This is a genomic window from Pseudomonas sp. NBRC 111123 (genome assembly GCF_001320205.1).
Lineage (GTDB): Bacteria > Pseudomonadota > Gammaproteobacteria > Pseudomonadales > Pseudomonadaceae > Aquipseudomonas > Aquipseudomonas putida_J.
On the sequence record NZ_BCAZ01000016.1, the window covers coordinates 65,623 to 87,459 of the forward strand.

General features: G+C 59.9%; 18 protein-coding genes. 14 read left to right on the forward strand and 4 right to left on the reverse strand.

Annotated features, from left to right (window positions below):
* Window positions 1-333 precede the first annotated feature (333 nt).
* The 13 genes from APH27_RS25835 (at window position 334) to APH27_RS10895 (ending at window position 15,490) form a co-directional block, all read left to right on the forward strand.
* Window positions 334-1,542, forward strand: coding sequence for an N-6 DNA methylase (locus tag APH27_RS25835; RefSeq protein WP_082435083.1), 1,209 nt, complete (start codon window positions 334-336; stop codon window positions 1,540-1,542).
* Between the two features lie 16 nt (window positions 1,543-1,558).
* Window positions 1,559-3,289 carry a hypothetical protein gene (locus APH27_RS10850; RefSeq protein ID WP_060484787.1) on the forward strand — a complete coding sequence of 577 codons (1,731 nt, stop codon included), beginning with the start codon at window positions 1,559-1,561 and terminating at the stop codon, window positions 3,287-3,289.
* Complete coding sequence (locus APH27_RS26400) at window positions 3,286-4,311, forward strand: hypothetical protein (RefSeq protein ID WP_156335874.1); 1,026 nt, start codon at window positions 3,286-3,288, stop codon at window positions 4,309-4,311. The genes APH27_RS10850 and APH27_RS26400 overlap by 4 nt, the downstream gene beginning before the upstream one ends.
* Before the next feature lie 415 nt (window positions 4,312-4,726).
* A complete protein-coding gene (locus APH27_RS10855; protein WP_027917485.1) occupies window positions 4,727-5,188 on the forward strand; it encodes an Lrp/AsnC family transcriptional regulator in 462 nt (153 codons plus the stop codon).
* A 192-nt stretch (window positions 5,189-5,380) separates the two neighbouring features.
* On the forward strand, window positions 5,381-7,063 hold the full coding sequence (locus APH27_RS10860) for an NAD(P)/FAD-dependent oxidoreductase (RefSeq protein ID WP_060484788.1): 1,683 nt from the start codon (window positions 5,381-5,383) through the stop codon (window positions 7,061-7,063).
* A gap of 15 nt (window positions 7,064-7,078) precedes the next feature.
* Window positions 7,079-7,873 carry a carbon-nitrogen hydrolase family protein gene (locus APH27_RS10865; protein WP_027917487.1) on the forward strand — a complete coding sequence of 265 codons (795 nt, stop codon included), beginning with the start codon at window positions 7,079-7,081 and terminating at the stop codon, window positions 7,871-7,873.
* 157 nt (window positions 7,874-8,030) lie between these two features.
* Complete coding sequence (gene pqqF / locus APH27_RS10870; RefSeq protein WP_060484789.1) at window positions 8,031-10,310, forward strand: pyrroloquinoline quinone biosynthesis protein PqqF; 2,280 nt, start codon at window positions 8,031-8,033, stop codon at window positions 10,308-10,310.
* 169 nt (window positions 10,311-10,479) lie between these two features.
* Window positions 10,480-10,551: a pyrroloquinoline quinone precursor peptide PqqA gene (gene pqqA / locus APH27_RS25840; protein ID WP_003243383.1), complete on the forward strand. Its 72-nt coding sequence runs from the start codon at window positions 10,480-10,482 to the stop codon at window positions 10,549-10,551.
* Between the two features lie 81 nt (window positions 10,552-10,632).
* Window positions 10,633-11,544 carry a pyrroloquinoline quinone biosynthesis protein PqqB gene (gene pqqB / locus APH27_RS10875; RefSeq protein WP_060484790.1) on the forward strand — a complete coding sequence of 304 codons (912 nt, stop codon included), beginning with the start codon at window positions 10,633-10,635 and terminating at the stop codon, window positions 11,542-11,544.
* 27 nt (window positions 11,545-11,571) lie between these two features.
* Window positions 11,572-12,309, forward strand: a complete 738-nt coding sequence (gene pqqC / locus APH27_RS10880; RefSeq protein WP_177326674.1) for a pyrroloquinoline-quinone synthase PqqC — start codon at window positions 11,572-11,574, stop codon at window positions 12,307-12,309.
* On the forward strand, window positions 12,306-12,581 hold the full coding sequence (pqqD, locus tag APH27_RS10885; protein ID WP_027917491.1) for a pyrroloquinoline quinone biosynthesis peptide chaperone PqqD: 276 nt from the start codon (window positions 12,306-12,308) through the stop codon (window positions 12,579-12,581). The genes pqqC and pqqD overlap by 4 nt, the downstream gene beginning before the upstream one ends.
* Window positions 12,553-13,701: a pyrroloquinoline quinone biosynthesis protein PqqE gene (gene pqqE / locus APH27_RS10890; RefSeq protein ID WP_027917492.1), complete on the forward strand. Its 1,149-nt coding sequence runs from the start codon at window positions 12,553-12,555 to the stop codon at window positions 13,699-13,701. Before pqqD ends, pqqE begins: the two co-directional genes overlap by 29 nt.
* Window positions 13,667-15,490, forward strand: coding sequence for a S9 family peptidase (locus tag APH27_RS10895; RefSeq protein WP_060484791.1), 1,824 nt, complete (start codon window positions 13,667-13,669; stop codon window positions 15,488-15,490). The genes pqqE and APH27_RS10895 overlap by 35 nt, the downstream gene beginning before the upstream one ends.
* Before the next feature lie 108 nt (window positions 15,491-15,598).
* On the opposite strand, the gene APH27_RS25845 is transcribed toward APH27_RS10895, so the two are convergent.
* On the reverse strand, window positions 15,599-15,757 hold the full coding sequence (locus tag APH27_RS25845) for a YqaE/Pmp3 family membrane protein (protein WP_082435085.1): 159 nt from the start codon (window positions 15,755-15,757) through the stop codon (window positions 15,599-15,601).
* 139 nt (window positions 15,758-15,896) lie between these two features.
* The gene (locus APH27_RS10900; protein ID WP_027917494.1) at window positions 15,897-17,177 is read right to left on the reverse strand and encodes an aspartate aminotransferase family protein; all 1,281 of its coding nucleotides are present in this window, start codon (window positions 17,175-17,177) and stop codon (window positions 15,897-15,899) included.
* 212 nt (window positions 17,178-17,389) lie between these two features.
* Here APH27_RS10900 and APH27_RS10905 point away from each other — a divergent pair, with 212 nt between their 5' ends.
* On the forward strand, window positions 17,390-18,313 hold the full coding sequence (locus APH27_RS10905; protein WP_027917495.1) for a LysR family transcriptional regulator: 924 nt from the start codon (window positions 17,390-17,392) through the stop codon (window positions 18,311-18,313).
* A gap of 291 nt (window positions 18,314-18,604) precedes the next feature.
* Here APH27_RS10905 and APH27_RS10910 read toward each other — a convergent pair whose 3' ends face one another.
* Complete coding sequence (locus APH27_RS10910) at window positions 18,605-20,383, reverse strand: acyl-CoA dehydrogenase C-terminal domain-containing protein (RefSeq protein WP_060484792.1); 1,779 nt, start codon at window positions 20,381-20,383, stop codon at window positions 18,605-18,607.
* Window positions 20,384-20,517: 134 nt separating this feature from the next.
* Window positions 20,518-21,801 (reverse strand): diguanylate cyclase, encoded by a 1,284-nt coding sequence (locus APH27_RS10915; protein ID WP_060484793.1) that lies wholly within the window; start codon window positions 21,799-21,801, stop codon window positions 20,518-20,520.
* Between the last annotated feature and the right edge of the window lie 36 nt (window positions 21,802-21,837).

Sequence of the window (21,837 nt, forward strand, 5' to 3'; positions counted from 1 at the left end):
CGCTGTATATGTCTTGATATGTCTTGGCTCGGCTGCAGCCTGACTCGATAAGGCTCTACGCCTCCCATCACACGATGTCGAGCTAGGCTCAGCGGTTCACGGGCGGAAACTCAACAGCGCCAACGTATTGCCTGGCCCGTCGGTGGGCGTCAGCCAGCAAGGCTGGGCGGCAGAGTCTGTCGCGGTATGACGCAGCATGGTCATCTGATAGCCCTGCTCGACAAGAGACCTCTACAACGGTACCGGCCCGTGGCACAATTGACGCAGACCAGATGCCGGGGGGCATAGCACCTCACCGGCACGTTACCGGCCTTCATTTTTCGGGTTCACAGAATGCTATCTCCACCAGGCTCTCTCAGCGACCCATTGGGCAGGTACTACACGAAAGAAACCATCAGCAAGCTTTTAGTCTCTGAGCTTTCTGAAATAGCACCAAAATTAGTTTTGGATTTGGGATGCGGAGATGGTGCGCTCTCTCGGGCGGCAGCATCCCGATGGGTAGATGCCCTGTATGTCACTGTCGACATCGACAGCAAACCTGACTTTCTTTCCAAAGATAAAACTGCCCGTCCAGTAAAACATCTACACCATCATGCTGATGCACTATCTCCTGATCTGATAGCGTCTATAGGCATCACACCTGAGTCTGTAGACCTCGCTCTATGCAACCCACCTTTCATTAAGCAAAAATGGCAAGCAGGGTATGACTCAATAGTAAGGTCAGCCGGACTAAATATCGACATAAAAACTATCAGGCACGCCTCGGCAGAGTTTATATTCATAGCTCAAAACCTAGCATCTCTTAAGCCTGGTGGACAACTTGGCCTGATCGTTCCCGACGGCTTCGTATCTGGGGAGAAAAATAAGTCATTGAGGCAAGCCATCCTCAATGAAAACTCCATAGATACCGTCATTAAACTTCCGAGAAATATGTTTATCGGCACGGAAGCACAAGCGCACATCATAATTATTACAAAGAATGGAAATCCAGGAAATCCTATCAAGGTTAAAAATTTTCCTGACGTAGAGGATGACACTCATACCATTCTGATTTCGGCAACAGATGCCATAAAAACTTTAGATTACGACTATTACTCTGCGCCTCTGCCTAAAAAACGCAAATCCATTGTTCAACTTAAGGATCTGGATTGCGAGATAACTCGAGGAAGACTGAACTCTAAAGAAGCCCGGGAATCGGAATTCAAAGTACTGCACACTACAGATCTGCGACCGTTGGAAACCACTATCTCACTTGACGATGTGCATGATTTTAATTCGAGCTCGACAGTCTTAGCTGAGGCGGGGGATATACTACTAGCGCGCGTCGGTAGAGATCTCCACACACGTGTATGCATGGTCACTTCCGGCAGAATGCCGATAACAGACTGCATATATCGTATTCGCCTCCCTGTAGGATATAGAGATCGGTTCTTTACTTTTTTGACTTCTGATGAAGGTCGCCATTTTTTGAAGTCGCGCGCTCATGGAGTAAGTGCAAAGCACCTTCCACGAGACTACTTACTAGAACTTCCAATTTACTAAGGGACTCTCCAAAGCAATGGATAATGAAATTAACGAAAAGGAAATTGATATTGCTTTAGAGCAAAGAGCAGACTACATCACTAGCAAGGAGCTCAAGGATGGAACTGCTACAAGCGATTTTTTTGACGAAATAATTGCAACACTTCTAAAAAAACAAACAACCTTGATTGTTGGACCGCGCGGTTGCGGAAAAACACATATGATGCGTTATGCATCTATACTTTGTCGGGATGACAATAGAAAACCGCTAGCGATCTACGTATCTTTCAATCGGTACTACCGTTTAGAGCCAATGCTCATTAGTCGTGCTAACGCTATAAACCTTTTCCACACTTGGGTACTAGCTCGCATCCTCGTTGCCACTCACGAAGCCATAAACGAGCAGGAAGAGGACTTCAGCGCAGACGAGTTGCATGAAGCGTTAGAATACCTAGACCTCACCGAACTACAGAACTTAATTGCTAAATTAGAGCGTAGCCTGCCGCTAACGCAGGATGAGCTAGATCTTGCAAATAGCATTACGCTGCATATCACTAAAAAGGTCATTGACAATCACGTCCAATTGGCAGAAAGAGCGAGGGCTGTCCTTCTTCTTGACGACGCAGCACTAACACTTACGCCAGAATACATGGCAGAATTTTTTGAGATATTTAGAAGTATAAAAACTCCTCACATTTCACCGAAAGCTTCAGTATACCCAGGCACAACTGAATACGGCGCAAGGTTTCACCCAACACAGGAAGGTGGCTTCGAACCTGTTTGGCTTTCAGTTTCTAATCCCCTATACCTGGAAACGATGACGTCTATAGCGGAACATCGGATCACTGATTTCGCGGACATTCCTGAGGACATCCGGGAGTATTTAGCATATGCCGCTTTTGGAATACCTAGAGCTTATCTACATATGCTCATGGAGTTCCAGAAGAAAAAGTTTTCTACCGTTCAGCAAGGCCTCAACAGAATCGTCCAAAGCCATGCAGAGGCGCGTATCGAGGAGTTTTCTACTCTCGCGATAAAAGCCCCAAAACTAAGAACAATTATTGAAAAGGGCAATATTCTATTTAGCAAACTTGTCTTACTTCTCAAGGAAGCTAATGACAAGCTCGCAGCTCAAGGCACAAAGCAACTGCTAATCGGAATTACCGGAATTAAAGAACAACCGATGATTGAGCGCATGTTCAATTTATTGGTTGAAGCTGGTCTGCTTTATCCGCTGATTGAAAAGGTTTCTCATGGAGAGGACCGCAAGTACGATAGATTTACGCCCCATATTGCTGCACTCTTGCATGAGCGAGCATTTTCCGCAAAAGCCCGAGGCTGGTCTGCGCGGATAGTAGTCGACAAAATAAATCTAAAAGCAAGTAGACAACCTCTCCGACGGTCGGTCTCAAGTTTATTTTCTGCAGAGGATATAAGCTCTTTGCGGTTTGACCTGCCAGCTTGCTCTACATGCGGTAAGGAAAGAATTGCTGCGACTCAAAAATATTGCCATCACTGCGGCTCTGAACTCCTTGACAGTTCCACTTTCGAAACATGTATGTCATTGCCACTCCACGAAGTACCCGGCTTAACAAAATGGACCGCTGCTAGACTCAAACAAGATCTTCCGAGGTTTAGAACCATCGGAGATTTACTATCGGTGCAAGACCCTGGAACCGAGCTGCGCAAGATACATAGAGTTGGCCAAGCTCGTGCCGAGAAAATCATTAAGCTTGTGACAAGCTTCGTTGATGAGTTTCTGCAATGACTATACAACCAGCCCCTAGCACTTCATCAGCAGACTATTCAGCGATCGTGAAGGTCACTCCTTTCACACAAATTATCTCTACCGACGCTCTATTTGATAAGTCTCACAAAAGTAGCAACCTTTCACCAATCGACGAATTCATTGAAAACTCGAACAGACTTAATCTTCTATGGATAAATAATGAGGAGCTTTCCAGCGAGTTCGCGAACATCTTGTTTCTCGGATATTTCTCAGCTGTAGAAAGTTATGTTCGCGCCATCATCAGAACACTAATTCAAATCGACATCTATTCGCAGAGATGTGCAGAGAACCAGCAAATAACCTTTGGTGCAGCCCTCCACCATAACAAACAGCTTTTGCCTGAAGCGCTGATGGATAACCACTCTTTCACAGCTTCAGAAAACATCCTTAGAACATTCAAAAGCCTAACAGATATTGACCTTGTCATTGATGACGCCATTACAGACGAGCTAGACAAAGTCTGTCAGCTCAGACACTGCTGCGTACATCGATTTGGAAAGCTTGGTGCAAAAAATGCTATGGCACTGGGTTTAACATCACATAGCAATCTATTTGAAAAGCCGTTAAGCCTTAAAAAGGATGACCTCCTCTTAGTTTCAAGCACACTACGATCCGTAGTAAAAACCATAAACAACTCCGCTTACAAGTGCGTCCTAGATCGTACATTCCCTACGACACCCGTAAGAAAAGGCGACAAAAAAGCAATACCCAAAAGCCTATGGTCAAAAGACTTTGAAGAGGACAAAGCCTTATTTACTAAATACTATAAAACCTTTTCCTCATCAAACAAGGGCGAGTCTCCAAAAATTCGAGAAATGTACACTCGCTTCATTACGGAAAAAGAACAAGCTCTACAGAAACATGTGAAATCAGCGAATAACAAACCTACCAATCCAGCGAAACCAGTGACGACTAACCAACCACAGGCTGATGGCAACCAACAGGCGGGGGTTAACACTCCACAGGAGCCAGCGGAGCAGGCGGGACCTGAAATCGAATAACCCGAGACCAAGGCAGCTCTGCTGCCGCAGCCGGTCGAGGGTTGGAACGCTGAGCCTGAGCCGAACAACGTTAACACCGATCTCAAGCCGGGCTGGTGTACCTCGAAAACAGGTACACTAGCGGTACAGCACGAAGGTCCTCACTTGTAACCTACCGTTCGCTAACGTACTGATTGCCCTGTGCTTTCGCGTACTGTACCGTTTCCTCGTGTAACCCAATGAAACCTAGCGTAGCGGTGTCATTGGCGAACTCATAATCCTTTGGTCCACGGTTCGAGTCCGTGTGGGCCCACCAGATCATGAAAAAGCCGCGCATCCGCGCGGTTTTTTTATGCCCGATTGCCGGCAAGGGTTTGGGGCTTGCCCTGCTCATCTACGGCTGGCTAGGCTAACGGACCAACCGTAGAGACTCACCATGTCGGATGCCCGCCCCATCACCCTCGACGAAATCGACCGTCAGTTGCTCGCCCTGCTGCAGATCAACGCCCGCGAAAGCGTCGCCACCCTCGCCCGCCAGCTGGGCATCGCCCGCACCACGGTCAACTCGCGCCTGGAGCGGCTTGAGAAGAACAAGGTAATCACCGGCTATGGCGTGCGCCTTGGCCAGCGCCTGATTGGCGGTGGGCTGCAGGCTTATGTCGGGATCAAAGTACAGCCACGCTCTGGCAAGGAAGTGGTCCGGCGGCTGAGTGCCATGGGGCAAGTGCAGCAGCTGTGCGCGGTGAGTGGCGAATTCGACTACGTGGCCTGGCTACGCAGCGATTCGCCGGAACAACTCGACCAACTGCTGGACCAAATTGGCAGTGTCGAGGGAGTGGAAAAAACCACCACGTCGATCATCCTGAGCAGCAAGGTTGATCGGGGGCAGCCCATCTAAACCTTCGCGTGGGATCGGCGTTGCCTGCTGATCATCAAAATAGCCACAGAATCGGTCGATATGACCACCGAACACACATTACGACATCATTCTGCATCTTAATTACGAACACCCCGCTTCATAAAATGACCCACAGCCATCTCCTATACTCAGGCTCCGCCCTTCGCGCAGCCGCTCTGGCAAGGTCACTTCATGAACAAGAAAAACCGCCACCCCGCCGACGGCAAACAACCCATCACCATCTTCGGCCCGGATTTTCCCTTCGCCTTCGACGACTGGCTGGAACACCCGGCCGGCCTGGGCAGTATCCCGGCCGAGCGCCACGGTGAGGAAGTCGCCATTGTCGGTGCAGGCATCGCCGGCCTGGTGGCGGCCTACGAATTGATGAAGCTTGGCCTCAAGCCTGTGGTGTACGAGGCCTCGAAGCTCGGCGGGCGCTTGCGCTCGCAGGCCTTCAACGGCACCGACGGCATCATCGCCGAGCTCGGTGGCATGCGCTTCCCGGTGTCCTCCACCGCCTTCTACCACTACGTCGACAAGCTGGGGCTGGAAACCAAGCCCTTCCCCAACCCGCTGACCTCTGCCTCGGGCAGCACGGTGATCGACCTCGAAGGCCAGACCTACTACGCGGAAAAAGCCAGTGACTTGCCCAAGCTGTTCCATGAAGTGGCCGACGCCTGGGCCGATGCACTGGAAAGCGGTGCCAGGTTCGCCGACATCCAGCAGGCGATCCGTGACCGCGACGTACCTCGGCTGAAAGAGTTGTGGAACACGCTGGTGCCGCTGTGGGACGACCGCACCTTCTACGACTTTGTCGCCACCTCGCGCTCGTTTGCCCAACTGAGCTTCCAGCACCGCGAAGTGTTCGGCCAGGTCGGTTTCGGCACCGGCGGCTGGGACTCGGACTTCCCCAACTCGATGCTGGAAATCTTCCGCGTGGTGATGACCAACTGCGATGACCACCAGCACCTGATCGTCGGCGGCGTGGAGCAAGTCCCTCAGGGTATCTGGCGCCATGTGCCGGAGCGCTGCGCCCATTGGCCGCAAGGCACCAGCCTGAGTTCGCTGCATGGCGGCGCGCCGCGCACCGGGGTAAAACGCATTGCACGTGCCGCCGATGGGCGCCTGGCGGTCACCGACAACTGGGGTGACACCCGCCACTACGGCGCGGTGCTCGCCACCTGCCAGAGCTGGCTGCTGACCACCCAGATCGACTGTGAAGAGTCGCTGTTCTCACAGAAAATGTGGATGGCCCTGGACCGCACCCGCTACATGCAGTCGTCGAAAACCTTTGTCATGGTCGACCGGCCGTTCTGGAAGGACAAGGACCCACAGACCGGCCGCGATCTGATGAGCATGACCCTTACCGATCGCCTCACCCGCGGGACCTACCTGTTCGATAATGGTGACGACAAGCCGGGCGTCATCTGCCTGTCCTACGCCTGGATGAGTGACGCCCTGAAGATGCTGCCGCATCCGGTGGAAAAGCGCGTGCAGCTGGCTCTGGATGCACTGAAAAAGATCTACCCGAAAACCGACATCGCCGGGCACATCATCGGCGACCCGATCACCATTTCCTGGGAAGCCGACCCGCACTTCCTCGGCGCCTTCAAGGGCGCTCTGCCGGGCCACTACCGCTACAACCAACGCATGTATGCGCACTTCATGCAGCAAGACATGCCCGCCGAACAACGCGGCATGTTCATCGCCGGCGACGACGTGTCGTGGACCCCGGCCTGGGTCGAAGGCGCAGTACAGACGTCGCTGAATGCGGTGTGGGGTATCATGAACCACTTCGGTGGCCACACCCACCCGGACAACCCAGGGCCGGGCGATGTGTTCGACGAGATCGGGCCGATCGCCCTGGCCGACTGAAACCAAGGAGGCAGCATGCGCATCGCTCTGTTCCAGGGCGCACCCAACCCGCTGGACGTGCCCGGCAACCTGCAACGGCTGCGTCACCAGGCGCAACTGGCAGCCGAGCGTGGCGCGCAGCTGCTGGTGTGCCCGGAGATGTTCCTGAGCGGCTACAACATTGGCCTGGCGCAGGTCGAACGGCTGGCCGAAGCCGACGATGGCCCCTCGGCCATGGCGGTGGTGGAAATCGCTCAGGCGCACCGGATCGCCATCGTCTATGGCTACCCGGAGCGTGCCGATGACGGGGCGATCTACAACAGCGTGCAGTTGATCGATGCCCATGGCCGCAGCCTGAGCAATTACCGCAAGACCCACCTGTTCGGCGAGCTGGACCGGTCGATGTTCAGCCCTGGCGCCGACCATTTCCCGGTGGTCGAGCTGGAAGGCTGGAAGGTCGGCCTGTTGATCTGCTACGACATCGAGTTCCCGGAGAACGCCCGGCGCCTGGCGCTGGCAGGTGCCGAGCTGATTCTGGTGCCGACCGCGAACATGGCGCCTTACGATTTCGTCTGCCAGGTGACCGTGCGCTCGCGAGCGCAGGAAAACCAGTGCTACCTGGTTTATGCCAATTACTGCGGGGCCGAAGACGAGATCCAGTATTGCGGGCAAAGCAGCATCATCGGGCCGGACGGCAGCCTGCTGGCCATGGCCGGGCGCGACGAGTGCCTGCTGCTGGCGGAACTGGAGCATGAGCGGGTGGTGCGGGGGCGTGAGGCGTTTCCTTATCTGACCGATCTGCGTCGAGAGTTGCATCTGCTTCAGGGCTGACAGGGGCCGCTTTGCGGCCCATTCGCGGGTAAACCCGCTCCCAGAGCATTTTTACAGGCCTTGGTCCTGCGCAACGCCTGTGGGAGCGGGTTTACCCGCGAATGGGCCGGGCCTGCCTTACAAATGGGTTAGCATGAACACCTGCCCCGGAGTTCCCATGCCTGACACCACCCGCCACCTCGCACTCGCCAACGGCCTGCAACTGACCTTGCGTCATGCCCCGCGCCTGAAGCGCGCGGCTGCAGCTCTGCGAGTGCACGCGGGCAGCCACGACGCTCCGCGCCAGTGGCCGGGCCTTGCCCACTTCCTCGAACACCTGTTCTTCCTCGGCACCGCGCGCTTCCCACTGGAAGACGGCCTGATGCGCTACGTCCAGGCCCTCGGCGGCCAGGTCAATGCCAGTACCCGCGAACGCACGACCGACTTCTTCTTCGAAGTACCACCGGCCGCGCTGGCCGGTGGGCTGGAGCGCCTGTGCCAGATGCTTGCCGAGCCGGACCTGAGCATCGAGCGCCAGCACCGCGAGCGGGAAGTCATCCACGCCGAATTCATCGCCTGGTCACGCAACCCGCAAGCACAACAGGCGTTTGCCTTGCTGCAGTCGGTGGTAGGCGATCATCCGTTGGTCGGCTTTCATGCAGGCAACCGCTATTCCCTCGCTTTAGGCAATATTGCCTTCCAGCAAGCCCTCACCGGTTTTCACCAGCGCTTCTACCAGGGCGGTCAGATCACATTGAGTCTGTGCGGCCCGCAGCCACTGGATGCACTGGAACCACTCGGCAGGCAATTCGCCGGTATCTTCGAATCGCGCGCAACTGTGCCCCAAGCATTGCCACCCGCCCTGGCTGCCAACGAGCCGCTACTGTTCGCTCACGAAGGCTTGCCTGCAGGTGCAGAACAGGCGCTGGAGCTGCTGATGGCCTGCCTCGGCGATAACCGCCCCGGCAGTTGGCTGGATGCACTGCAGCGACGTGGCTGGCTCAAAGGGTTCAAGGTCGAGAAGCTATATGCCTTCGCCGGTCAATTGCTCTGGCACATCGACCTGAAGCTCGGCCCAGATGCGAGTTTCGACGAAGCCCGGAAGCTTCTGCACGGCTGGTTCGACTTCATCCGCCAGTCAGACCCCGTCCAGCTCAATGGCGCGTTCGGCCTCTTGCAGCAACGTCGCGAGCGCAATGCCAGCGCACTGGAACTGGCCCGCCGCGACAGCGCCAGACAACCGTTCGCATCGCTGGATACGCAAGCTCTCGCCGCGCTTGCAGCATTGCTTGAGCAGCTGCCGTGCCGCGCATACGCGCAATGGCATCTGCCTGCGGCCGAGCCTTTGTTGTTCGATGATTTGCCCATTTCTGAAAATACAGCGCTGCCACGTGCGCTCACCCTCTGCGACCTGCTTCCGCCAGCCAGGCAATACGCAGCGCTTTATCTGCGCTGGCACCTCCCTTCGGCATTGCGCCAGCATCTCTATGGCGTGCTTGAGCGCGCCTTGCACCCCCTGCAAATGCGTTGCGAGCAGGCCTGTGTGCAACTGCAGTTCAGTGCGTCAGGCGAATACTGGCAGTTGCGCTGCGCTGGCCACCCGGCTGCCGTGATACGCGCCACAGCCCAAGCCCTGGCGCTTTTGCAGGCGCCCTCCAACTGGCAACTTTCGCCGCCTGAGGCGCCCACCCTGATACCGATCAGGGCGCTGATCAAGCAACTACCTGACGCAGTGCTCGACACCTGCCCCGAAGCATCTACCTCATGCACCGTCGACCAGTCACGCCTCAACGACGCCTGGCAGCACAGCCACTGGCAGGGCCTCGCGACGGGTTTCGATACCCACGCCGCGCAGGCACTGGGCGCAGTGCTGCAGGGCTGCCCCGGGCAAGGCGCTGCGCCCACGCCTGCCGCCCTCTGGACTGGCCATCGCTGGCAGCATGCCAAGATAGCGGGCAGTGAGAATGCCCTGTTGCTGTTCTGCCCACTGGCTGCCGAGCAGCAGGCCTGTGGTCGTCTGCTGGCGCAACTGCTGCAAGGCCCGGTCTACCAACGCCTGCGCGTCGAACTGCAACTCGGCTACGCGGTTTTCAGTACCTTCCGTCAGGTCGAGGGCATCGGTGGCCTGCTGTTCGGCGTGCAGTCGCCACATGCCAGTCACGCCGAAATCCTCGGCCACCTGCGCGAGCTTCTGAGCCAAGGTGTCACACTCGACACCGACGCCCGACAAGCACTGGCCGAGCAATTCGACGAACCTGCCATGGCCAACGCCGAGGTCGCCGAATGGGCTTGGCAGACACACCTGGCCAGCCAGCGCGCCAGCTTGCCTGCACTTCAGTGGTCTATCCTGAATACACGACAAGCAGATCTGGACGACATGCTACGTGACCTGCTCAGTACCGATCGCGCTTGGCTCTGCCTGGCTAACAGCGCCGCTCCAGATGCGTCCTGGAACTGACCAATCGAAGATTGTTACGTTTTCTACAAGGGCGCATATCAAAGAATTAACCTTTCGGTACAAAATTTTCTTGTAAGATAACGCTATCTCAGCAAATGGAACCTCCTGCTCCAGGCGGCACCCAACGAGTAGCTGAAACACCCCAACCCCATCCGGAAGGAGAACGCCCATGTGGACCAAACCTGCATACACTGACCTGCGTATCGGCTTCGAAGTGACCATGTACTTCGCCAACCGCTAAGCCCTGCTTTGCGGCATGACGCCTCGGCCCGCCGGGGCGTCGTCGTTTTTCGGATACGGCTTTTTCGCAGAAGGAGTGGCCATGTACATCCAGATTCTCGGTTCCGCCGCCGGCGGTGGTTTCCCGCAGTGGAACTGCAACTGCGTCAACTGCAAGGGCTTTCGCGACGGCAGCCTGCGCGCCACGGCACGCACCCAGTCGTCCATCGCCCTGTCCGACGACGGTGAGCACTGGATCCTGTGCAATGCCTCACCCGACATTCGCGCCCAGCTGCAGGCCTTTGCGCCGATGCAGCCTGCGCGTGCGTTGCGCGATACCGGCATCAACGCCATCGTCCTGCTCGACAGCCAGATCGACCACACCACCGGCCTGCTCAGCCTGCGCGAAGGCTGCCCGCACCAGGTCTGGTGCACCGACATGGTCCACCAGGACCTGACCACCGGCTTCCCGCTGTTCAACATGCTCAGCCACTGGAACGGCGGCCTGCAGTGGAACCGCATCGAGCTCGAAGGCAGTTTCGTCATCGAAGCCTGTCCCAACCTCAGGTTCACCCCCTTCCCTCTGCGCAGCGCCGCACCACCCTATTCGCCGCACCGCTTCGACCCACACCCGGGCGACAACCTCGGCCTGCTGGTCGAGGACACCCGCACCGGCGGCAAACTGTTCTACGCCCCCGGCCTCGGCCAGGTCGACGAGCAGCTGCTGCAGATGATGGACGGCGCCGACTGCCTGCTGGTCGACGGCACGCTGTGGGAGGATGATGAAATGCAGCGCCGTGGTGTCGGCACCCGTACCGGCCGCGAGATGGGCCACCTGGCGCAGAACGGCCCCGGCGGCATGCTCGAGGTGCTCGATGGTTTCCCGCGCCAGCGCAAGGTGCTTATCCACATCAACAACACCAACCCGATCCTCGACGAAGACTCGCCCGAGCGCGCCGAAGTCCAGCGCCGTGGCGTCGAAGTCGCCTTCGACGGCATGAGCATCGAGTTGTAAGGAGGCCCCGTGAGCGACGCACTGCCAATGTCCCCTGCCGAGTTCGAGCAGGCCCTGCGCGCCAAAGGCGCCTACTACCACATCCACCACCCGTACCACGTGGCGATGTACGAAGGCCGCGCCAGCCGCGAGCAGATCCAGGGCTGGGTGGCCAACCGCTTCTACTACCAGGTCAACATCCCGATGAAGGATGCCGCGATCCTGGCCAATTGCCCGGACCGCGAAGTACGCCGCGAGTGGATCCAGCGCCTGCTCGACCACGACGGCGCGCCCGGTGAGGACGGCGGCATCGAAGCCTGGCTGCGCCTGGGCCAGGCAGTCGGCCTCGACCCCGACCAGCTGCGCTCCCAGGAACTGGTGCTGCCCGGTGTGCGCTTTGCAGTGGATGCCTACGTCAACTTCGCCCGCCGCGCCAGCTGGCAGGAAGCGGCCAGCAGCTCGCTGACCGAGCTGTTCGCCCCGCAGATCCACCAGTCGCGTCTGGACAGCTGGCCGCAGCACTACCCCTGGATCGACCCCGCCGGATACGCGTACTTCCGCACCCGCCTGGGCCAGGCCCGGCGTGACGTGGAGCACGGTCTGGCGATCACCCTCCAGCACTACACCACCCGCGCGGGCCAGGAGCGTATGCTGGAAATCCTGCAGTTCAAGCTGGATATTCTCTGGAGCATGCTCGACGCCATGAGCATGGCCTACGAGCTGAACCGCCCGCCTTACCACTCCGTCACCCAGCAACGGGTCTGGCACAAGGGGATCGCCCTATGAGCTTCGAACGCAACCAGGTGCCGAACTGGCGCCCTGGCTACCGCTTCCAGTATGAACCGGCGCAGAAGGGGCATGTGCTGCTGTACCCCGAGGGCATGATCAAGCTCAACGACAGCGCCGGCCTGATCGGCGGGCTGATCGACGGCAAGCGCGACGTGGCGGCGATCATCGCCGAACTTGAACAGCAATTCCCTGGTGTGCCTGAAGTCGCCGACGACATCGAGCAATTCATGGAGGTGGCCCGTGCCGAACACTGGATCACCCTCGCCTGAGGTGCCGGTCGGCCTGCCGCTGTGGCTGCTGGCCGAGCTGACCTACCGCTGCCCGCTGCAGTGCCCGTACTGCTCCAACCCGCTGGACTTCGCCGCTCAGGGCCAGGAGCTGAGCACCGCGCAGTGGTTCAAGGTGATGGCCGAAGCCCGCGAGATGGGCGCCGCACAGATCGGTTTTTCCGGTGGTGAACCGCTGGTGCGCCAGGACCTCGCCGAGCTGATCGGCGAGGCGCGCCGGCTGGGCTATTACACCAACCTGATCACCTCAGGCATCGGCCTGACCGAAGCGCGCATCGCCGCCTTCAAGGAGGCCGGGCTGGACCATATCCAGATCAGCTTCCAGGCCAGTGACGAGCAGGTCAACAACCTGCTGGCCGGCTCGAAGAAGGCCTTTGCCCAGAAGCTGGAGATGGCCCGTGCGGTGAAGGCCCACGGTTACCCGATGGTGCTCAACTTCGTCACCCATCGGCACAACATCGACAAGATCGACCGCATCATCGAGCTGTGCATTGCCCTTGAGGCGGACTTCGTCGAGCTTGCCACCTGCCAGTTCTACGGCTGGGCGCACCTCAACCGCCTGGGCCTGCTGCCGACCCGCGCGCAACTCGAACGTGCCGAGCGGATCACCAACGAGTACCGGGAAAAACTCAAGGCCGAGGGCCACCCGTGCAAGCTGATCTTCGTCACCCCGGATTACTACGAAGAACGCCCCAAGGCCTGCATGAACGGCTGGGGCAGCCTGTTCCTGACCATCACCCCGGACGGCACCGCCCTGCCCTGCCACGGCGCGCGCCAGCTGCCGGTGCAGTTCCCCAACGTGCGCGAGCATGACCTGCACCACATCTGGTACGACTCGTTCGGCTTCAACCGCTTCCGCGGTTACGACTGGATGCCCGAGCCGTGCCGTTCGTGCGACGAGAAGGAAAAGGACTTCGGCGGCTGCCGTTGCCAGGCCTTCATGCTCACCGGCGATGCCAGCAATGCCGACCCGGTGTGCGCCAAGTCGGCCGACCACGGCATCATCCTCAAAGCCCGCGAGGAGGCGGAAACCGCCCAGCTCGCCATCGAAGAGATGACCTTCCGCAATGAGCGCAACTCCCGTGTCATCGTCCGCGGCTGACTTCAGCGCCGCACAGGCCGTCGCCGCCGGCACCGACTTTGCCGAACTCAAGGTCAGCCCCGAGGGGCTGTTCTGGAACGAGTTCCGCCCGGCCGATGGCGCCTGCCGTATCTGGCATTGGCGTGACCACCAGGCCCGTTGCCTGACGCCCGATGGCTTCAGCGTGCGCAGCCGGGTATACGAATACGGTGGCGGCAGCTTCTGCCTGGGCGGCGACGGGCTGCTGTTCGTCAACGAAGAGGATCAGCAGGTCTATACCCAGAGCCTCGCAGGCTCTGCACCACGCCCCCTGAGCGCCGAGGCCGGCTGCCGCTACGGCGATCTGCAGTGGCACCACGGCAAGGTGCTGGCGGTTGAAGAGCGCCATGGCGAAGGCGTCGAACATCGCCTGGTGGCATTGGGTGAAAACACCCGCCAGGTACTCGCCGAAGGTGCCGACTTCTACGCCTCGCCAACGGTCAGCGCTGATGGCAACCGCCTGGCGTGGGTCGAATGGGACCGCCCGGCACAGCCCTGGACCCTGACCCGGCTGATGTGCCGCGAACGCGACGCCAAGGGCGACTGGGGCCCCGCACAGCCCATCGCCGCCGCAGACGAATCGCTGCAACAACCGCGTTTCGACGCTGAGGGCCGCTTGTATTGCCTGTCTGACCGTAATGGCTTCTGGCAGCCCTGGGGCGAGGTCGACGGCCACTGGCAAGCATTGCCGGCCAAGCCTGCCGACCATGCCGCCGCGCCTTGGCAACTGGGCACCTGCACTTGGCTACCGGTGAGCCCTCGACAATATCTTGCCACCTGGTTCGAAGGCGGTATCGGGCAGTTGGGCCTGCATGATGAAAATGGCCGATTGGAGCGATTCGCCAGCGCTTACACCCGATTCCGCAACCTGGCCATGGACGCCAAACACCTCTACGCCGTCGCCGCCTCGCCAATCAGCCCACCAGCGGTGATCGCCATTGCCCGCGCCAACCACGCAGTCAGCGTGCTGGCCGGCGGTGCCGAAGTGCTGCCGGCAGGGCAGATCAGCCTGCCGCAATCGATCCACTACGAAAGCGGCGGCACGTTTGCCCATGGCTTTTTCTATCCGGCACACGGCTCCAAGGGCCCTGCGCCTTTACTGGTGTTTATCCACGGCGGCCCGACCTCGGCCTGCTACCCGGTGCTCGACCCGCGTATCCAGTTCTGGACCCAGCGCGGTTTCGCCGTGGCCGACCTGAACTACCGGGGCAGCACCGGCTATGGCCGGGCCTACCGCCAGGCGCTGCACCTGCGTTGGGGCGAAAGCGATGTGCAGGATGCCTGCGCCGCGGTCGAGCATCTGGCAGGGCAAGGGCTGATCGACCCCGGTAAGGCGTTCATTCGCGGTGGCAGTGCCGGTGGCTACACCACGTTGTGCGCCCTGGCGTTCCACGACGTGTTCCGCGCCGGCGCCAGCCTTTACGGAGTCAGTGACCCCGTTGCCCTGGGCCGGGCCACGCACAAGTTTGAAGGCGACTACCTGGACTGGCTGATCGGTGACCCGCAACAGGATGCCGAACGCTACCGCCAGCGCACACCGCTGCTGCATGCCTCACGGATCAAGGTGCCGGTGATCTTCTTCCAGGGCGAGCTGGATGCCGTGGTGGTGCCGGAGCAGACGCGCTCGATGCTGCAGGCGTTGCAGGCCAATGGCATCGCGGCCGAAGGGCATTTCTATGCAGGGGAACGGCATGGGCTGCGCAAAGCCGAGAACCTGGCCCATGCGCTGGAGGAAGAGTGGAGGTTTTACTGCCGGGTGCTGCAGGGCTGAGACCTTGGGGCCGCTTTGCGGCCCTTTCCGACCGGTCCGGCGCCCCGGCAAGGCCGCTCCTACAGGGTCGCGTTCAGTTGTAGGAGCGGCCTTGCGGCCCCGGCATCCTCAGCGCTTGGCGATGATGTACACCGCATGCACGATCCCCGGGATGTAGCCCAGTAGGGTCAGCAGAATATTCAGCCAGAACGCCCCGGCAAAACCCACCTGCAGAAACACGCCCAGCGGCGGCAGGATGATAGCGATGATGATGCGAATGATGTCCATGCGGGTCTCTCCTGAAGGGGTTACATCAGAGACTAGTCGCGCATCGCAGAGGTTCCACAGGCAAAAAAAACGCCCCGGGCCAAATGAAACAGGCACGGGGCGATGCGCAGGAACGCCAGACGGTTCGTTGAATTCTTGATCAGGCCGGCATCTCGCGGCGGGCCTGTTGCTGCGCGTGCAGGCGGGCAAAGGCCCGGGCCAGGCGCAGGAGCATTTCATCGATGTTGCCCTTGCTCACCGTCAGTGCCGGCGAGAAGCGCACCACATCGGGTTGTGGCGCATTCAGCAGCAAGCCTTCGTGCAGGGCGGCCTCGACCAGTTCTTTTGCCAGGTTCTCCTGCAGTTGCAGGGCCCAAAGCAGGCCCTGGCCACGCACTTCCCCCTGACCGTAGCGGCCAGCCAGGCGGCTCAAGCCATCGCGCAGGTGACGACCACTGTCCTGCACCTGTTCGAAGAAGCCCGGCTCCAGCACGGTCTCCAGCACGGCCAGACCGGCAGCGCTCATCAGCGCATTGCCGTGATGGCTGCCCTCCAGCTCACCCGGTTCGGCACAGCAGGCCGTCCCGCGAGCCAGCAACGCGGCCAGTGGCACACCGCCGCCCAGGCCCTTGCCCAGGGTGATGATGTCGGCGCGCACGCCGTAGGTCTGCTCTGCCAGCAAGGCTCCACAACGGCCAATGCCAGTCTGCACTTCGTCGAGAATCAGCAGGATGCCCAGCTCCCGGCAGAGCTGTTCCACCCCTTGCAGGTACTCGCGTGTAGCCGGGATCACGCCCGCCTCGCCCTGTACCGGTTCGAGCATGATCGCCACCGTGCGCGAATCGACCTCGGCGTGCAGCGCCGCCAGGTCGTTGAACGGCACCTTGCTGAACCCCGGCAGGCCCGGTTCGCAGCGGTTGCACGGCAGCGGGTCAGAGGCCGACAGCGCACCCAGGCTGCGGCCATGACAGGCCTGGCTGGCGGTGATGATGTGGTAGGCGCCGTTACGGTGCAGCTGGCCCCACTTGCGCGCCAGCTTGATCGCCCCTTCACAGGCCTCGGCACCGCTGTTGAGCAGGTAGGCCTGGTCGCTGCCAGTGCTCTGGCACAACCGATTGACCAGCGCCAGCAGGCCATGGCTGTGGTAGCCCGCACCTGGGTTGATCAGCGCCTGTGCCTGGTTACCCAATGCCTTGACCAGCGCCGTGGGGCTGTGCCCGAGGCTGTTCACCGCGCCGCCTTGGGTAAAGTCCAGGTAGGCATGCCCTTCGTTATCCCACAACCAGGAGCCCTGACCACGCACGAACACTTGCGCCGCACGCTCGGTGCTCGGCATCAGGCGCTCGCGTGACAACTGCGGCGCATCCGCCACGATCACCGGCGCACGCTTGGGCTCGGCAACCGCGGCAGGGGCCGAACGGCGCAGGTTGAACAGGTTCATCGGGGCTCCAACCAATCACGGTAAAGGGCGGCCAGGGGTCCGGTCTTGCTGCCGGCGCTGGATAATTCTGCCTTGCCTATCAAAAGTGTTTTTCAAACGCGGTAACAATGAGCTGAATGATCGCTGTAACCCGTTGGAATACGGCGATAGACTAGGCGTCGCCCGTGTTTTCGGCCATTTCGTTTTCCCAGCTTTTTCGATAAGTGTTACTTATGGATTTTCGCCAACTGCGTTATTTCGTCGCGGTGTACGAAGAGGGCCATGTCGGCCGTGCTGCCGAACGCCTTTCACTGTCACAACCGGCGCTGTCGCAACAGATTCGCCAGCTTGAGCACAGCCTTGACCTCAGCCTGTTCGAGCGCAGCAACAAGCGCCTGCTGCCGACCCTGGCCGCTCACACCTTGTACAACCATGCGCTGCCGCTGCTGGATGGCCTGCAACGGGCCCATGAGGCCATGCGCAATTTCAAGGGCCATTCACTTCGCACGCTGGCCATCGGTGTGCTGCAGACCGTGCGGCCAAGCCTGGTGCCACAGTTGCTGGAGCGGGTGCGCAAGGCACAGCCGCATCTGGTGGTGCAGATCTACGAACTGTCTGGGCTGGAGATCGAACGGCGGTTGCTCAACGGCAACCTGGACATTGGCATCAGCTACCTGCCACCCCGTCAGCCAGGGCTGCACGGCTCACTTCTGTACGAAGACGAGTTGCAGGTTGTCATCCCGGATACCCACCCCCTCAAGGACTTCAAGAAGGTCTCCATCAAGCAGGCCGCCGAATTACCCATGCTGATGCTCGGTGAGGAATTCCAGATCCGCCAGATCTGGAAGGAGCAGCTCGCCGCCCAAGGCCGCAGGCCGCAGGTGCAGGCCGAGATGAACAACATGGCGGGGATCCTCGACAGCCTGGCGCACACGGCGCTTGCGACCATCCTGCCAGGGCGGGCCAAGGATGCCGCCGAGGATGAGCAGGGCTTGCTGTGGAAGCCACTGAGCGAGCCGCGCGTGCCGCTAAAGGTTGGCCTGGTGTTCCGTGATGCACAGCGTCAGCAGGCGTCGGTGGAGCTGCTGCGCACGTTGCTGGAGGAAGAGACCGACACCCGGCAACTGGGCGCCTCGCCGCTGGATGTGCTTGGCTGAAAAACACGCAGACAAAGAAAACCCCGCCGAAGCGGGGTTCTCTAGACTGTTTCCCTGTGACATCCCTATCGCCCCGCCATCCTGGCAGGAAATCCTTCGTTGTCCCTGTTCTGTCCTTTGCACTTCCTGCGCAACGTCCATGTAGAAAGATTAACCGTGGATCCAATCTGACACCAGTGGCGAAAAGTCACCACGTCATGTAGGAAAAGGCTTACAAGAAGTAGTCATTCCCAGATACATCGGCTTGAGCCCATTCGCCGGTAACGCCGCGAATGGGCCCCACGCAATCGGTCAGAACTGCTCGGCATGCAGCAAGTACAACGACTCACTGCCCGCCTTCACCGAGGCCACCAGCGAATTCACCCGCGGCAGCAAGCGCGCGAAGTAGAACCGCGCCGTGCCCAGCTTGGCCGAATAGAACGCCTCATCGCCCTCACCCGCCTTGGCCGCACGTGCCATCAACGCCCACATGTAGGCATAGGCTACATAGCCAAAGGCATGCAGGTACTCGACCGACGCGGCGCCGATTTCATTCGGATTGCCCTTGGCCTGCTCCAGCACCCACTCGGTCAGCCCGTCGAGCTGATCCAGTGAGACGCCCAGCGGGCCGGCAAACTCCTTGAGCTCATCGCCCGCACTGGCAATGAACTGGCGAATCTCGTCAGAGAACAGCCTGTAGTACGCGCCACCGCTGGCCACCACCTTGCGGCCCATGAGGTCCAGCGCCTGGATGCCGTTGGTGCCTTCGTAGATCTGGGTGATACGCACATCGCGCACCAGTTGCTCCTGGCCCCACTCGCGAATGTAGCCATGGCCACCAAATACCTGCTGGCCGTGCACTGTGCACTCGAGGCCAAGGTCAGTAAGGAACGCCTTGGCCACCGGCGTCAGCAGCGCCACCAGCTCTTCGCTGCGTTTGCGCGTAGCCGTGTCTTCGCTGTACTTGGCGCTATCGAGTTGCATCGCCACATAGGTGGAGAAGGCACGACCGCCCTCGATCAGCGCCTTCATGGTCAGCAGCATGCGCCGCACATCAGGGTGGACGATGATCGGGTCAGCGGCCTTGTCCTTGGCCTGCGGCCCGGTCGGTGCGCGGCTCTGCAGGCGGTCACGGGCGTATTCCACAGCGTTCTGGTAGGAGCGCTCGGCCGACGCCAGGCCCTGGATACCCACGCCCAGGCGCTCGTAGTTCATCATGGTGAACATGGCCGCCAGGCCTTTGTTCGGCTCGCCGACGATATAGCCGACCGCCTCGTCGAAGTTCATCACGCAGGTAGCCGAAGCCTGGATACCCATCTTGTGCTCGATCGAGCCACAAGTGGCCGGGTTGCGCGCGCCTAGGCTGCCATCTTCATTCACCAGGTATTTCGGCACCAGGAACAGCGAGATGCCTTTGGGCCCCGCCGGCGCGTCCGGTAGCTTTGCCAGCACCAGGTGGATGATATTCTCAGTCAGGTCGTGCTCGCCGCCGGTAATGAAGATCTTGGTGCCGCTGACTTTGTAGCTGCCATCGGCCTGGGGCTCGGCCTTGGTGCGAATGATGCCCAGGTCGGTACCCGCATGCGGCTCGGTCAGGCACATGGAGCCGGCCCAGACGCCGGCGTACATGTTCGGCAGGTACTTTTCCTTCAGCGCTTCACTGGCATGGGCATTGATCGACAGGCAGGCGCCGGCGGTCAGCATCGGGTACAGGCCGAAGGCCAGGCTGGAGGCGTTGACCATTTCCTCGACCTGGGCCGATACCGCCTTGGGCATGCCCATGCCGCCGAATTGCGGGTCACCGCCCACGCCCACCCAACCGCCTTCGGCGTAGGTGTTGTAGGCCTCGATGAAACCGGCGGGCGTACGCACGGCACCGTTGTCCCAGTGGCAGCCTTCTTCATCGGCAGCGCGGCTGAGCGGGGCAATGCTCTTGCTGGTGACCTTGCCGGCTTCTTCCAGTACGGCCATGGCGGTTTGCGCGTCGACCGCCTCGGCCAGTTCGGGCAGTTGCGCCCACAGCTCGGCCACGTTGAAGACTTCATTCAGTACGAAGCGCATGTCGCGCAGGGGCGCTTTATAGTCAGCCATGACAACCTCTCGCTGGTCGGGTCGGGGCGGCCTCACGGGCCATGGCACGGGTTGAAACCCGGCGTTGAAACCAGTGTAACCGAACAACTTTTGCGAGACATAGGGTCATCACGCGACCATATGGTCAACCCTGGTCACGCCATCCGCACTGCTCCGCGCTGGGATTGTTGCCCATAGACCATGACACAGTTGCGCCCGGCGCTCTTGGCGCTGTAAAGCGCCTGGTCGGCGGACTTGAGCACTTGTTCCGGGTTGCGATGGTCGATTTGGCGCTCTGCCACGCCAATGCTGATGGTCACCGATACCGTACCGCTGGCGCTGCCGCTGCGGCGCTGGCGCCCGGCGGTATCGTCCTGCGGGCGGCTGTTCTGGTCACGCAGGTGCATGGTGTAGTTGGCGATCATCTCGCGTACGGCTTCCACATGCGGCACGCACTCTTCGGCAGTCTTGCCGGCGAACACCAGGGCAAACTCTTCACCGCCGTAGCGATAGGCACGGCCACCGCCAGTGACCTTGGACAACCGGCTGGCGACCAGGCGCAACACCTGGTCGCCGACATCGTGGCCGTGGGTATCGTTGAATTTCTTGAAATGGTCTACGTCGGTCATGGCGATCACGTAGTTGCGCCCCAGGCGCTGCATGCGCTCGTTCAACGCACGGCGCCCAGGCAGCCCGGTAAGCTCGTCACGGAAGGCCATCTGATAGGCCTCGTGCGATACCGCAGCGGCGATCATCAGCATCACCTGGCTGCACATGATGTTCAGGGTGAACGGCAGGATGAAGGTCTTGGGCAACATCCAGAAGATGCCGACCAGGCCAATCAGCTGCGCCGCATGCAAAGGCCGAGGCTCGCGCAGGTATTGCACCACCAGCAGGACGAACACCCCGAAGAACACCGGGTAGACCATCTGGATCAGGCTCATCCACTGGCCATGCAGCGAAGGCCAACGAATCTCTGCCAGCCAGCCCAGCAGCGCCTCGGGGAAGCTTTGCTCCAGGGCCACCGCCACACTGCCGACGGCAAACAACACGGCGAAGCGGGCCAGCAGGTCCTGGGCCAGGTGAGTGCGTTCCTGCCATGCGCCGAACAACCCATACAGGGCGGGCAGCAGCAGGCACACCAGGTGGAAGATCACTGCCGCATCCTCACGCACACGGCCGTTGTCGCGGTAGTAATCGGTCTGCGTGTCGAGCAGGAAGTAGGCGATGTACACCGTGACCATCAGGAACAGCTCACGCTGGCGGCGGTAGACAGCGCAGTAGGCACCACCCAGCAGCAAGACCAGCGTGGGGAGGACGTTGAACAGTGACGTGAAGAAGACGCTGAGGTCTCTTACGTAAGCCGCCGCAAGCCCAGCCAGCAACAGAAACAGCGAAGGCAGGAAATGGCTCGCGCGAACAGCATTTAGACGAAACAAGGGCAATCTCCGACCCGGCAGATCAATAATAGCATT